Genomic DNA, 14,251 nt, shown 5'->3' on the forward strand with positions numbered 1-14,251 from the left:
TCCGCCAAAGGCGGGGCAGCGCTCGATTGCCTCTCCTGTCGATGACTATCTTTCCCCCGGGGCTATCGCCGCATGATGCAAGACGAGCCTGAGTTGCCGCCGCCCGCCAGTGCCGTCCATCAGGATTCCTGGTCCAAGGCCGAATTGCTGGACCTGATCACACGCAGCGCGGGCGCCACCATGGCCGTGATCGATCGCAACCTGGCCATGATCTATGTGAACGATGAGTACGCCCGTTGGTTCGGTACCGTGCCTGAGCGTTTGATTGGGAAAACGCTGGTCGAGGTGTATGGCGAAATGGACGCCGCCCGTTTCATGCCTTTCGTCGAACGTGTGCTGCAGGGCGAGCGGGTGCAGTACCAGCGCCTTTTGCGCACGCCTTATGGCGTGGATGAATGGCGCACCATCTGCCTGACGCCCTGGCACAACCGCCAGGGGCTGGTGGATGGCTTCATCACCACGGCGCTAGACGTTCACGAACTGCAGGTCACCATGAACGCGCTGCGCGCGGCCAACCAGCGCCTGTCCTCGCACATGGAAAACAGTCCGCTCGCCGTGCTGGAGATGGACCACAACCTGAGACTTCTTCATTGCTCGCAGCGAGCGGTGCAGCTGATGGGCTGGCTGCATGTGGCCGGGCTGGAGGGGCGCCTGCTGACAGAGCTGGTGGGGCCGTTGTCCCAGAACGAAGGGCTTCACCACGCGCTGCAGCGTCTGCAGTCGGGGCAGGAGTCGCAGAACCGCGCGGAAACCTGCTTTGTGCGGGACGACGGCAGCGAAATGCACTGCGAGTGGTTCAATTCCGCGCTGACCGATGCCCAGGGGCAGGTCACATCGATCATGGCGCTGGTCCAGGATGTCTCGGCCAAGATCCAGATTGCCCGCCAGCAACACTATCTGGCCCACCACGATTCGCTCACTGGCCTGCTCAATCGTGCGGCCTTTCACACGCGCCTGGAGCAGGCCCTGGCGCAGGCGCGGGGCAGCGCCGGGTCGGTGGCCTTGCTGTTCATTGACCTGGATGGCTTCAAGGGCGTGAACGACGCCGAAGGCCATCGTGCCGGAGATGAAGTGCTGCGCGTCGTGGCCCAGCGCATCGCCAGTGCCGTGCGTGCGGGGGACACCATGGCGCGGCTGGGGGGCGACGAGTTTCTGGTCATGCTCGAGCGGGAGGTCACCCGCGATGTGACCGACGCCATTGGCCACCGGATCATCGAGGCGCTGCACCAGCCGATGGCCGTGGAAGGGCGCGAGCTTTTCATTGGCGCCAGCATCGGCGTGGCGGTGTATCCGCCGCTTGAGGGGGACATCGACACCCTCATGAACCGCGCCGATCAGGCGATGTACTCGGCCAAGCGCGCAGGCAAAGGTCGGCTTCACTACGCTGAAACCGCCAGTTGCTGAGCGCCCGGGGGACGTCCCCGGGGCCTCGGATCTCTGCGGCGGGTCCTACCCCTGCTTTGGAGGCAGCTGGATGCTTTGCTGAAAGTGAAAGAAGTTCTCGGGATCGTACTGCGCCTTGATCTGCTGAAGCTGCGGGTAGGCAGGGCCCCAATAAGCTTGCGCAAAATCCTGCAGGCTTGCGTCGGGGTAGTTCTGGTACACGTGGCCGTTGAGGAAGGGTTTCACGAGGTTCATGAACCCATCGAGCCAGGCCTCCATCTGGGCCCGTTCAGTGGCATTGGTCCAGAACACGTCCACCACCAGGTCCGCATCCGCACCGCGGTGGATGAAGGCGCTGTCGGCTACCGGATAACGGTTGATGGCGCCGCCATAGGGTTCCAGATAGGCCAGCGACCAGGGGTTGGGCGACGTCTTGAAGTAGTCGATGATGCGTTGCCAGTCCGCCTTTGACAGCGGCGTGCTGATGTAGCCGCTGGCCTTAGTCTCCGCCACGCCGTCGGGCAGGTTGTCTGGCAAGGTGTAGGGATGGTCTTCCAGCCAGATGTTCATGTCGGGATAGGTGCCCGTCTTGTCCACCAGCAGTTGCGCGCTCGGTATCGCCAGGAGCTGCGCGATGGCCTTCATGCCTGCCTCGCGAGGGCCGCAGAACATGCCTTGCACCATGTAGACAGGCGTATTGTTCTGGTAGCCCAGATTCATCATGTAGCCCAGGGCGTCGGGGGCGCCGGTTTTCATGTATTGCGCTTGCATGGTGGTCAGGACCTCGGCTGCATGGGCGGCATCCCAACTGATCGCCCAGGCCCACACCTGGTCCAGCCGGACCATGCGGTAGGTGACCTGCAGCAACACGCCAAAGTTGCCGCCCGTGCCACCCCGCATGGCCCAGTAGAGACCCGCGTTCTCTTGCGCGCTGGCCGTGACGATCGTGCCGCTGGCAAGCGCCACCCGGAACGATTCGACCAGATCGCTCTGGATACCGAAAGCGCGCGACGTGTAGCCATAGCCGCCCCCCTGCACGAAGCCCCCCACGCACACGCTGCCACAGGCTCCCGTAGGGACATGCCAGCCGGTGTGGTTCATGGCGCCGTTGAAATGGTCGAAATCGGTGCCCGGCAGCACATGTACGCGTTCGCGGGCAGGGTCGAGCACCACGCCCTTCATGTCGCTCAGGTCCACCACCATGCCGCTGTTGACGGAATAGCCCGCGGTGCTGTGCCCGCCGCAGCGCACGGCAACCCACACGTTGAAGGCGCGGGCCACGGCAAGGCATTCGACCACGTCGTGCTCGCACGCGCAGTAAACGATGATCTCGGGATAGGCCTGGAAGGCGGGGTTGGATTCCTGCCGGGCCGCGTTGTAGTCGGGACTGGAAGGCAGCACGATGCGTCCCACCAGCCTGGCCTCCAGCGCAGCCACCGCATCCCATGTCAGGGTTGCGGCCGGCGCATTTGGCGCGGCTTGCCGTGCTGCCATGGACTGAAAATGCGCAATGCGGGCGTCTTTGGCAATGCGGGCGGGACTTTTGCGATGGGCCATGGCGAACAATCCTTGATGGAAAAGCGAAGCCCCGTGTTTAACGGAAGCTCAGCAGTTTGCAAAGTTCGGAATGGCACCGGGTGCGTTTTCGTTGTGCCCTCAGGATGACGACAGCGCCAGGTCGCCGGTATTGCGCCGCAGACAGAACTTGCCGCCCTGCTTGCCGCTGTACATTGCTGCATCGGCCAGCTTGAGCAGGCCCACGGCATCGTGGCTGTCGGTGGGTGCGATGGCGTAGCCGATGGTGAGCCCCACCTGCACCTGCAGATCGCCCAGCGAGAACGGCGCGCGAAAGGCCTCCAGCAGCTTGAGGCCGAGCTCATGCGCTTGGTGCGCGGTGCCCAGTTGGCCGGTCATCACGACGAATTCATCGCCGCCCAGCCGCGCTACCACGTCGCTTTGCCGCACGTGGGTCTGCAGGCGCCGGGTCGCCGCCACCAGCAGTTCGTCGCCCACGTCGTGGCCGTGCTGATCGTTGACGGGCTTAAATCCGTCCAGGTCCATCACATACACGGCCAGCAGTTTGTCCGGGCCGCAGTGCGCCAGCGCCGACGCCAGCGCCATGTTCAATCCGCGCCGGTTGGGCAGCCCTGTGAGCGGATCGGAGTGCGCCAGGGAGTGCATGGCGTCGCGTTCGCGGTTGGCATGCAGGGCTTCGGTGCGCAGCGCCTTGGTGCGCAGACCCAGCACCCGCATGAAGAGCAGCATGTCGATGGTGGCGCCAAACTGGAACGAGTGCAGCGTCCAGAAGTTCACGGGCACCCAGCCGTTGATCACGCCGATGACGATCGCCGTTGCCACGAAGTAGACCAGCCAGGCCAGCAGCAGGCTGCTGCCGACAGGGTCCCCTTGGCGAGCCCGGCGGATGGCGCCCGGAATGCCCATGAGGGCGGGAACCAGGCCAAGAACACTCACGATGGCCGCAGTGGCTGCGGTACTGAGAATGTCCAGCACATGCACGAAAGCTAGCAGCATGCACAGCAGGGCGCCGCCGCGCATCGCTCGCAGCAAGCGGCTATTGGGCAGATGCCCCACCAGCGCCTGGCTGATGAACAGGAATGAGCCGCAAGTGGCCATCAGGGCGGACAGACCCGCCGCGTGGACTTCAAACCAGGGACTATCCTGCCAGAGGTACTGTGTTCCAAGACCGAAGAGATGCAGCGAGAAAAGCACACTTCCCGTGAGCAGCAGTGCGTATTGGATGAACAGCACATCCCGAAGATTGATCCACTGCGCCAGGCTGTAGATCAGCAGGCAGAGCGCCAGCCCCGTCAGAATGCCTTGCAGCATCTGCTCGTTCAGGGCGGCACTGTGCCATGCCGTGGGCTTGTTGAGCGTGATGGGGAGCACCATCGCGCCGCGGGTCTCCACGCGAATCAGCAGAGCGTGGTTCTGGCCGGGTTGCAGGCTCAGGGCCAAGGCGTGTGTGCGGCTGCGCAGCGGGCGCTGCGAAAACGGCTGGAGGCTGCCGAGGGTCGCCTGCTGGCTGACGTGGCCGTCGGTGGTGAGGTATACCTCGAGGCTGTTAAGGACGGGGTAGTCGATGTCGAGCACCCAGGCCCCATCGGAGGTGGGAGACACCGCCAAAGGTATGCGGACCCACACGGGGTCCGGCCGAATCCCCAGCGTACCGCTGGTGCCCGGGGGGGGCGAGAAGTCCGATGCCGCCGCCATCGCCGATTGCACCGAAAGCACCCGGGTCGGGTCTGGCAGGATGGTTACCGCAGGCCATGCGTTGATCGAGGGCTGATCGTCCCGCAGAAGCAGTGGCGCTGGCGTGGCCCAGCAAGCATTGCCTGCATGCAGCAGGAGCAGCAGGCACCCCAGCAACCAGCGTCCGAACTGGGCAGGTGAACAGCGCCACGGTAGCTGGGGGAGGGCTGTGAGCATGGTGTTCTTCAATGCTCTTGCAGTATAGAAATGCCCGCCAGGCCTGGCACGCAGTATTTGCGTGGAGTGCCGCCGCCCGCCGCCAGACAGGGGGCATCGTCTGCTTCGCCGGTGCGAAGGACTCCGGCACGGTGCTGGGCGGGCATCGGGTCGGCCATCGTGTCACGGCACCGGGAAATTACCTGCAGCGCGCCGTAGTGTGTGCTTGCCACTTTGCTTGCCTGCATACATGGCGGCGTCCGCCTGCCGGATCAGTCCCTGCGGATCGTCACTGTCGAGCGGGGCCAGTGCGTAGCCCACGGTCAACCCGACCCGCAGGCGAAGCTCGCTCAGCGCGATGGGATGCTCGAAGGCGCGCAGCAGCGACAGGCCCAGTTCGTGCGCCTGCTCGGGTGAGGAGAGGTCCTGGGCCATGATGATGAATTCATCGCCGCCCAGCCGTGCCACCACATCGGTGTGCTGGCGCACGCAGGCTTGCAGCCTGTGGCTCACGGAGACGAGGAGGTCGTCGCCCACGTCGTGCCCGTGGGTGTCGTTGATGGGCTTGAATCCATCCAGGTCCAGCAGATAGACCGCTACCAACCGTTGGGGGCTGCAACGTTCCAGGGCCGCGTGCAGTGCCAGCTGCAGGGCCCGCCGGTTCGATAGTCCGGTCAGTGAATCGGTGTAGGCCAGCGAGCGCATCACGTCCCGTTCACGTACCGCCTCGGCGGTAGCGGCCCGCAGCGCAGCGGAGCGTTGACCCAGCACCCCCAGGAACAGCAGCATGTCCGCCGCAGAACCCAACTGGAAGGAGTGAAGGGTCCAGAAGCTCACAGGCAGCACTCCTTGCACCAACGCGACCATGACCACCGCTGCTGCAAAGTAGGCGATCCAGGCCACGAGCAGCGTCGCGCTGACCGAGTCGCCCTTGCGCACGCGGGCGATGGCGATGGGCAGGCTCACGAGGGACGGCAGCGGGCCCAGCACACTGATGATGGCCGTGGTCGTACGGATGCTGATGAGATCGAGTACGAACGCTATCAGCAGTGCGCCCGTGAGCCCAGCTCCCGCGTGCATGGCACGCAGAAAGCGGTGGCTTGGCTGGTGGCCCAGGAGTGCGTGGCCCATGAACAGAAAGGACCCGGCTATTGCCAACAGCCCGGACGCACCGGCGGCGTGAGCCTCGATCCAGGCGTTGTTGCTCCAGAGGAACTGGGTTCCGATGCCGAAGAACTGCAGCGAGAAGCCCGCGCTTCCGGCCACCAGCATCGCGTAGTACAGGAACAGCTTTTCCCGCTGGCTGACCCATTGGCCAAAGCTGTAGATGCCCAGGCACAGAGCCAGGCCGGCGAGCACGCCCTGCAGCATCTGCTCGCCCAGCGCGTGGGGTACGAGGACAGGGGCCTTGCTGATGGTGATGGGCAGGATCATGGCCCCGCCGGTGTACACGCGGATGAAGAGCTCGTACGGGGTGTCGGCTGCCAGGTCGAGGGCCATCGCGGGCGTGCGGTTGCGCAGGGGGCGCTCGGAGAAGGGACGCAGATTGCCCAAGGCCGCGTGCTGGACCACCGCACCCCCGGTGGTCAGAAAGAAGTCCACTTCGTTCAACACCGCGAAGTCGATGTTGACAATCCACTGGTTGGCGGAAGCTACTGGCGAAACCAGGGGAATGCGCAGCCACACTGCTTCCTTGCGCACTCCCAGGCTGCCGCTGGTCCGGGGTGGCTGCACAAAGTCGGCCTGGCGGGCCAGCGCATCCTGCACGGTCAGCGTCCGCGATGTGTCGGCCAACATCAAGGTGACTGGCCAGGTGTCCACGCTGCGCGCCGTGGGTTGCAGCACCAGGGGGGTGTTGGCCGCGTGCGCCCAGGGCGTCATCAGTACCGCGAGCACGAACCCCACCCAGAGGCTCCACGCGCGCTGCAAACCGTGCCATGGAGGGGTGTTGCGGCGCAGGCACGGCACGGCGGCGCTGCCAGCGGGCGCCAGCGCATCCTTGGTGGGCCGTAACGTCGCAACGGCTGGCACTACGGCGTGCCTTTCGTTCTGCTCGCGAGATTCAGGCTCCAGCTGCCCCGCGTGGTCAACCGGTCTTCCAGCCGGTTGAGCCAGCCGGGTGCATGAGGGTCGTCGCTCCAGCTGTGCACCGCCTCATCCACCTGGTTGAGCAACTCGGTGGGAAGTTGCAAAGGGCGCGTCTGGCTCATGAGCACGCGGCTCATGAAGTGGTAGCCGAGGATGCGCGTGAGCGTGCGCACGATGGAGAACCGGGGCAGCACCAGGCGCAGCACGGCATCGATGGTGCGGGCGAGCAGCAACACGCCCCAGAACAGCAGCGCCGACGGCCAGGGCACTGGCTGGGTGAGGCCCAGGTCGCCGGCCGTTTCGCGCCCGCACAGGTAGCGGGTCATGAGTTCGGGGAAGGGCTTCACCATGCGCCAGGGCAGCGAGTTCTCCATGGTCTGCATCAAGGCCCTGCCCAGGGCAGGGCGCGGATCCGGCGTGACGGGCTCGGCGCGGCCGCGGGCCTGCATCCGCGCCATCAGGGCCTGGCCTTGGTCCATCGTGTCCACCATCAGGGCTCGGTCGATGCCCAGGATGTGGCCGACCACGTTCCACGCGTGCAGGTAGGCCTCTTCGTCGGCCGCGCGCAAACGCAGGCCCAGGTGGCGCAGGCTGCGCAAGAACACATAGCCAAACGTGAGCAGGGTGTAGGCCAGCTCTTCCTGGTTGCAGGGCAGGCCATCGCTTTTCAGGTTCCAGCCGCGGGCATACAGCGTCTGGAACATCGCCTGGCGCCCGCCGCCCATGGGCAGCGCCTGCGGCGCGACGTGCCCATGTCCGCCTGCGAGAAGTTGCTGGACGGCATCCTGGGGGCTGCCGTGAAGGATCAGGTTGCGGATCGTGGCGTGGATCAGCCGCACCTTGAGCACCTGCGCTACGCCCGCGCCGCGCTGGCTGAGCCCGCCGTGCAGCATCACCGGGAAGATCATCGCTGCGGTGGAGCGGATGCGGTACTCGGCGTTTTGCTCGAGCTGGCCCGACGTGTGCAGCACGCTCGAGAGGTCGGGAATCACATAGCACTCCGGCAGGCTGGCGCAAAACAGCAGGATGCACGACAGTGCGCCGTGTTCCATGAACAGCTGCTCGGCACGCTCAATCTTGCGCGCATCGGCCCAGGGCGGCAGTACCTGGGCAGTCTGCACATAGCGGTCCAGTGCTTGGGCCATGGCTGCGTCCACGCCTTCGCCCTGAGCGGTCCAGCCGACGAGGCCGGCGTTGTCCGTCCACTGGCCGAACAGGCGGTTGACGGTCTCGATGCGCGCCCACTGCGGCGCGTCCACGGCCACGTCACCCTCGGGCCACTCGCCCAGGATGTAAGCAATGGTCTGGTCGGCCAGCGGGTCGGCGCGGTGCTGCATGGCGGCCAGCGCCGAATCAGGCAGTGGGGATTGGGCCGGGAGAGCGGTACCGTGGTTCATGCTACGGCCTCCGCCGTTGTCTGCCAGCGCTGGAAGCCTGCCAAGGCGCACAGCAAAGGGATGCCCATTGCAAACGGTGCAATGGAGCGAATTTCCACTGGATTGCCCAGGATCATCTGGAACACCATGCCGGACGCATAGATGGCCAGCGGTACCAGCGCATGGCGGCGCAAGAACGGGCTGCTGGGCTGCAATGCCAGCCTTCGCACTGACATGCGGAAACCGATGATGATCACGAAGGACACAAACACCCAGCCAAAGAAGCCCTGCACCGTCTCGCCAAACCATGCGCCATCGGGCTTGGTCATGATCCAGGCTTTGAGGGTGTAAACCAGGTAGGGGTCGGCGCCCAGGTCAAACGCCGTGACGATCATCGCAGCGACGAATGACAGCACCACGGCGTTGCCCAGGCCGCGCGTGCCGTCCACCGGGCTTTGCCAGACGATCAGGTTGCAGATCACATACCCGGCATAGGTCAGCGAGAACCACATCAGGGGAATGACCAGGGGCACATCCCCGAGGCGCGCACCCAGCACATCGGTGTAGGTGTACTCGCCAAAAAACCAGCCGCGCGAGGAGCCCATCTGCTCGGCAAACCAGCCCAGGCTGACGGCGATCAGCACAAACTGCAGTGCGGGCCGCAGGCCCAGAAGGTGGCTGGCGCTGGCCCAGCAACAGGCAAACATCAAGACCGAGGCAGTGACGACGGCGATCGTGGTGTCGTTGTGGGTGCGGACTGCGAAGATGACCATATAAGCAGCCAGCAGCACGTAGCTCAGTACGGGCAAGGAAGAAGCAAGCCGGGGCAGTGTGGGCATGGGTGTATCACGCTGTAACAGGTCGCCAGTGTAGGGGATTGCCCGGGCTGCCGTGCCCCCCTGTTTGCCCTGAGCTACAGCCCGCCTGCAGGGTTGCTCCGCACGCAGGTCCAGGGGGACGGGATTGGCATCCTTCCCCGAACCTGCTCACGCTGAGCTGTACCCAGCGCCGACCGGGGCTTGGGCTGGCCTGTTCCGATTTGGTGGAAGGGCTGTGCCGAAGCGGCTCTCAAGTTCAGAAATACCGGCTCCAGCAAAGCGCGCCGCGCTGCGGCCCGCAGGCGTCAGCAACGCGCCGACGTGAGCGCGGCGAGGTTGAGCAGCGAGGCCTCGATGGCCGCCGCCGTGGCCAGGGGCTGCTCCATGGGAAAGAGGTGGCTGCCGTCCAGCATCATGGTGCGGCCTTGTGTGACACGCAGCGTCATGGCCATGCCGACCTGCTTCATCTCCTCCGAGTCGCGCCCGCCAATGAAGGCGGCCGGGCATTGCAGCGGGTGGGCGCTGAGCAGCCGCCCCAGGTTGTGCGGCAGCGTGTTGTAGATGGCCGTTTCCACAGCGCGGTCAAATCCCAGAACGCGCTTGCCGTCGTGGTCCTGCAGGCCATGCTGCACGTAATCGCGCAGTACCTCGGGGTCCCAGCGTGCAAACGCCTTCTTCTTGCGGAAGTGCTCCAGTGCCTCCTCGTTGCTGGCCCAGCTCATGCGCCGCTGGCGGCTCACTCGCCCCGGCGAGATGGAGCCGACCACCTGCGTGCGCTTGGCCACGCCGACCACGTTGGCCTTCCATCCGCCAATGAGGGGCGAGTCGATCAGCAGCACACCCCGCACCAGCTCGGGGTGGCGCGCCGCCGCCATCACACTGAGAAACCCACCCAGAGAATGGCCGACCAGGAAGACCGGCGCACCCAGGCGCTGCACTTGAGGCCCCGCGAAATCCGCCAGCTGCTGCACCAGATGCGGCCAGTTGCTGGTGACGGGGTAGCGCGGGTCGTGGCCGTAGCGCTCCACCGCGTTCACTTCAAAGCCGCGGGCCCGCAGGTGCTGGAACAGAACGCGGTAGGTGCTGGCTGGAAAGCTGTTGGCGTGCGAGAAAACAATCGGGAGCATGGGGCGGGCAGGCTCAAATCAGCTTGTCCAGGTGGTTGGTGATCTTCTTGAGTGGCTTGCTGCGCGCCGGGTTCACCATGATGGGTACGGTGGTGGCGCCGCCGCCCCAGGCCGGGTCCTCGATGCTGTCGAACACCTGGCGCAGCTTCTGGCCCCAGCTGTCGTGCAGCATGCGGAAGTACGGGTTGTTCTCGTCGATGCAGACCACCTTTTCGGTGGCGAAGCGGTCGGCTTCGTACACCACCAGGTCCAGCGGCAGGCCCACCGACAGGTTGGACTTGAGCGTGCTGTCCATGGACACCAGCGCGCACTTGGCGGCCTCGTCCAGCGGAGTTTCGGGGGTGAGGACACGGTCGAGCACGGGCTTGCCGTATTTGGATTCGCCGACCTGGAAGTAGGGTGTCTCGGTGGTGGCCTCGATGAAGTTACCGGCCGAGTACACCTGGAACAGCCGCATGCCCTCGCCCTTGATCTGACCGCCGAACACCATCGACACGTTGAAGTCCACGCCCGAGCGCTTGAGCGCCGCCCCGTCGCGCTCGTGCACGTGGCGCACGGCCGCGCCCAGCACGCGGGCGGCATCGAACATGCTCTTGGCATTCCAGATGGTGATGGTTTCGCCCGAGTCGCCGTCCTTGAGCTGCTCGGTCTGCAGGATTTCGCGCACCGACTGCGAGATGGACAGGTTCCCCGCGGACAGCAGCACCATGAAGCGGTCGCCCGCCTTTTCATAGACCATCATCTTGCGAAAGGAACTGATCTGGTCCAGGCCGGCGTTGGTGCGGGAATCGGACAGGAAGACCAGCCCGGCGTTGAGTTTGATGGCGACGCAGTACGTCATGGCGCAAAAAGTGGGTCTGTGAAGGGGAAACCCGCGAGTTTAGTCTGGCGACCGATCCGGGCCGGGAGATCGCTGCTGCCGGCAGCCGGGCCGCGGCCGCTGCGTGCAGAGGGTGGTTTCGGATGCTTCAAAAATGATAGCTTCCTGCGCTTGATGGAAAAGCGCCAGGGGCGATCGGGTCTGAATGCGGGCGCGCTTGCGGCAGGCGGGCATCTGCGTTGCGGCGCTCGCGGGTTCAAGCCCCCGCCAGTTTCTTGAGCTGGTACAGCGCATCCAGCGCCTCGCGCGGGCTGAGCTGGTCGGGATTGATCGCGGACAGTGCCGCTTCCACCGGGCTGGCACCTGCGCTCTCGGGCACGGCCGGCGCGGCAAAAAGGTCGACTTGCAGGTCGTCCTCGCCGGCGCGCTCCTCCAGCGCCGCCAGCGTGTGGCGCGCGTGGTGCAACACGGGCGAGGGCATGCCCGCGAGTTTGGCCACCTGGATGCCGTAGCTGCGGCTGGCGGGGCCGGGCTGGATCTCATGCAGGAACACGATGTCTGTGCCCGACTCCGCGGCACTCACGTGCATGTTGATGGCGTGGCGCGCCTTGGCGGGCAGCTCGGTCAGCTCGAAGTAGTGCGTGGCGAACAGCACGAAGGCGCGGGTCTTGTCGTGCAGGTGCGTGGCGATGCCGCTGGCCAGCGCCAGGCCGTCAAACGTGCTGGTGCCCCGGCCGATCTCGTCCATCAGCACCAGGCTGTGGGGAGTGGCCGCGTGCAATATCTGCGCGGCCTCGGTCATCTCCAGCATGAACGTGGACTGCGCATTCGCCAGGTCGTCGGCCGCGCCGATGCGGGTATGGATGGCGTCGATGGGTCCCAGCCGGCAGCTCGCGGCGGGCACATGGCTGCCCATGCTGGCCAGCAGCACGATCAGCGCCACCTGGCGCATGTAGGTCGATTTGCCGCCCATGTTGGGGCCGGTGATGACCTGCATGCGCGTGTTGGCGTTCAGCCGCGTGTGGTTGGCGATGAAGCTGCCGCTCGACGTTTCGGCCAGACGCGCCTCCACCACGGGGTGGCGGCCGCCTTCGATCTCGATGCACGGCTCGGGCACGAACTGGGGGGCGCACCAGTTCAGCGTGAGCGAGCGCTCGGCCAGCGTGCACAGCACATCCAGCGTGGCGAGCGCCTGCGCCAGGCGGGTGAGCGCCGGCACATGGGGCTGGAGCTGGTCCAGGATCTGTTCGTACAGCCATTTCTCGCGCGCCAGCGCGCGTTCGCTGGCCGAGAGGGCCTTGTCCTCGAAGGCCTTGAGCTCGGGCGTGATGAAGCGCTCGGCGTTCTTCAGCGTCTGGCGGCGGCGGTAGTCGTCAGGCACGCGGTCGAGGTTGCTGCTGGTCACTTCGATGTAGAAGCCGTGCACCTTGTTGAACTGCACGCGCAGGTTGGCGATGCCGGTGCGGGCCTTCTCGCGCGTTTCCAGTTCCAGCAGGAAGTCGTCGCAATTGGTCTGGATGGCGCGCAGCTCGTCCAGCTCGGTGTCAAAGCCGTTGGCGATCACACCGCCGTCGCGCACGAGCGCCGCGGGCTCTTCGGCAATGGCGGCGCACAGCAGGGCGGTGCAGCCCTCGGGCGGGTGCAGATTGTCAAAAATCTGAGCCAAAAACGGCTCTGGCGCTTGTGCGGAAAGCGCAAGCAGCTCTGATTTTTGTAGCGTCTTGCACAGCGCCACCAGTTCGCGCGGTCGCACCTGGCGCAGCGCGATGCGCGCGGTGATGCGCTCCACATCGCTCACGCCCTTGAGTTCGCCGCGCAGGGTGACCCAGGGGCCGCTGCCGCCGCCCGCGCCGCCGCTGCCCCGCAGGGCGGTGGTGGCCGACAGGCGCTGGCGCGCCTCGGTGCGATCGCGGCGGGGCTCCAGCAGCCAGGTCTTGAGCAGGCGGCTGCCCATGCCGGTCATGCAGGTGTCGAGCAGTGAGAACAGCGTGGGCGCGTCGTCGCCGCGCAGGGTCTTGACCAGCTCCAGGTTGCGGCGCGTGGTGGCGGGCAGGTCGATGAGGTCGTCATTGCGCTGCACCTGCACGCTGTGCACGTGGGTGAGCGTGCGGCCCTGCGTGTGCTCGGCATAGGCCAGCAAGCCGGCGGCGGCGGCGTGGGCCTCCCCCAGGTTCTGTGCGCCCCAGGCCTGCAGGCTGGCGGCGCCCAGGTTTTCGAGCAGCTTGCGCTCGCCCAGGGCGCTGTCGAACTGCCAGTCGGGCCGGGGGCTCATGGGGCAGGTGAAGGCGCCACCCTGGCGCAGCACCTGAAGTTGCTGCTCGAAGCGGTCGGTCACCCCCGCGCTGTAGATCAGCTCGCTGGGCGCCGCACGCGCCAGCCAGCCGCCCAGTTCGTCCTGCGCGCATTCGGCCAGGAAGACGCGGCCCTGGGTCACGCTCAGCCAGGCCAGGCCGCAGCGTGCACGCGGAGCCTGGTGCACGGCCATGAGCAGCGATTCGGATTTGTCGGACAGCAGCTCCGTGTCGGTCACCGTGCCGGGTGTGACCACGCGCACCACCTTGCGCTCCACGGGGCCCTTGGCCGCACCGACTTCGCCCACCTGTTCGGCGATGGCCACCGATTCGCCCATCTTGATCAGGCGGCCCAGGTAGTTTTCGAGTGCGTGGAAGGGCACCCCCGCCATCACCACCGGCTGCCCTCCCGACTGGCCCCGCTGCGTGAGCGTGATGTCCAGCAGGCGCGCGGCCTTCTCGGCGTCTTGCCAGAAGACTTCGTAGAAATCGCCCATGCGGTAGAACAGCAGCGTGTCGGGGTAGCCGGCCTTGAGGGCCAGGTACTGCTGCATCATGGGGGTGTGGTGTTCGAACGTGTCGGACATGCGCGGGGGGGAGAAATGAGGCGTGGACTGTAGCAGTTCACTGCACGCGCGCAGGGGCCTGGCATCTGTCAGTGCGAGATGGCGGCCGGCCTAACCGCCTGGGCACGAAGGGTCTTGTGTGCACCAGCCCTTCGCACTTTCCGCGGCGTGTTACGTTTTGACATATTCTTGCCTGTATGCTGGGCGGATTGGCCGTCCCGTGGCCCCCGCGCATTCGGAGAATCCTTTCGCCTGTGCGCCTTCAAGGTTTCAGAAACGACCGTGATCTCGTCCGAACTGTTGACCGACCTGCTCTCCTCCGCCACCGAGAGCGGCCTTGAACCAGCGGCCCAAGC

9 protein-coding genes are annotated in these 14,251 nt (G+C 65.8%); 1 reads left to right on the forward strand and 8 read right to left on the reverse strand.

Translation table 11 applies throughout. The features are described 5' to 3' along the window. Window positions 1–72 precede the first annotated feature (72 nt). On the forward strand, window positions 73–1,404 hold the full coding sequence (locus MRY84_RS17435) for a diguanylate cyclase (RefSeq protein WP_291506965.1): 1,332 nt from the start codon (window positions 73–75) through the stop codon (window positions 1,402–1,404). Between the two features lie 45 nt (window positions 1,405–1,449). Here the strand turns inward: MRY84_RS17435 and MRY84_RS17440 are convergent, their stop codons facing one another. The 8 genes from MRY84_RS17440 to mutS all read right to left on the reverse strand — a co-directional run bounded on the left by MRY84_RS17440 (window position 1,450) and on the right by mutS (window position 13,916). Further along, window positions 1,450–2,940 carry an FAD-binding oxidoreductase gene (locus MRY84_RS17440; protein ID WP_291506966.1) on the reverse strand — a complete coding sequence of 497 codons (1,491 nt, stop codon included), beginning with the start codon at window positions 2,938–2,940 and terminating at the stop codon, window positions 1,450–1,452. A 99-nt stretch (window positions 2,941–3,039) separates the two neighbouring features. After that, the gene (locus tag MRY84_RS17445; RefSeq protein WP_291506967.1) at window positions 3,040–4,830 is read right to left on the reverse strand and encodes a diguanylate cyclase; all 1,791 of its coding nucleotides are present in this window, start codon (window positions 4,828–4,830) and stop codon (window positions 3,040–3,042) included. Between the two features lie 162 nt (window positions 4,831–4,992). Continuing rightward, entirely contained in the window at window positions 4,993–6,840 is a 1,848-nt protein-coding gene (locus MRY84_RS17450) for a diguanylate cyclase (RefSeq protein ID WP_291506968.1), read from the reverse strand. Beyond that, window positions 6,840–8,294 carry an oxygenase MpaB family protein gene (locus MRY84_RS17455; protein ID WP_291506969.1) on the reverse strand — a complete coding sequence of 485 codons (1,455 nt, stop codon included), beginning with the start codon at window positions 8,292–8,294 and terminating at the stop codon, window positions 6,840–6,842. The genes MRY84_RS17450 and MRY84_RS17455 overlap by 1 nt, the downstream gene beginning before the upstream one ends. Continuing rightward, window positions 8,291–9,112 carry a carotenoid biosynthesis protein gene (locus tag MRY84_RS17460; protein WP_291506970.1) on the reverse strand — a complete coding sequence of 274 codons (822 nt, stop codon included), beginning with the start codon at window positions 9,110–9,112 and terminating at the stop codon, window positions 8,291–8,293. The genes MRY84_RS17455 and MRY84_RS17460 overlap by 4 nt, the downstream gene beginning before the upstream one ends. Before the next feature lie 284 nt (window positions 9,113–9,396). Then, a complete protein-coding gene (locus MRY84_RS17465) occupies window positions 9,397–10,218 on the reverse strand; it encodes an alpha/beta hydrolase (RefSeq protein ID WP_291506971.1) in 822 nt (273 codons plus the stop codon). Between the two features lie 13 nt (window positions 10,219–10,231). After that, on the reverse strand, window positions 10,232–11,059 hold the full coding sequence (locus tag MRY84_RS17470) for a proteasome-type protease (RefSeq protein ID WP_291506972.1): 828 nt from the start codon (window positions 11,057–11,059) through the stop codon (window positions 10,232–10,234). Window positions 11,060–11,294: 235 nt separating this feature from the next. Then, window positions 11,295–13,916 carry a DNA mismatch repair protein MutS gene (gene mutS, locus MRY84_RS17475; protein ID WP_291506973.1) on the reverse strand — a complete coding sequence of 874 codons (2,622 nt, stop codon included), beginning with the start codon at window positions 13,914–13,916 and terminating at the stop codon, window positions 11,295–11,297. Between the last annotated feature and the right edge of the window lie 335 nt (window positions 13,917–14,251).

It is taken from the genome of Acidovorax sp. (assembly GCF_022763525.1).
In the GTDB taxonomy this organism is placed as follows: domain Bacteria; phylum Pseudomonadota; class Gammaproteobacteria; order Burkholderiales; family Burkholderiaceae_C; genus Acidovorax.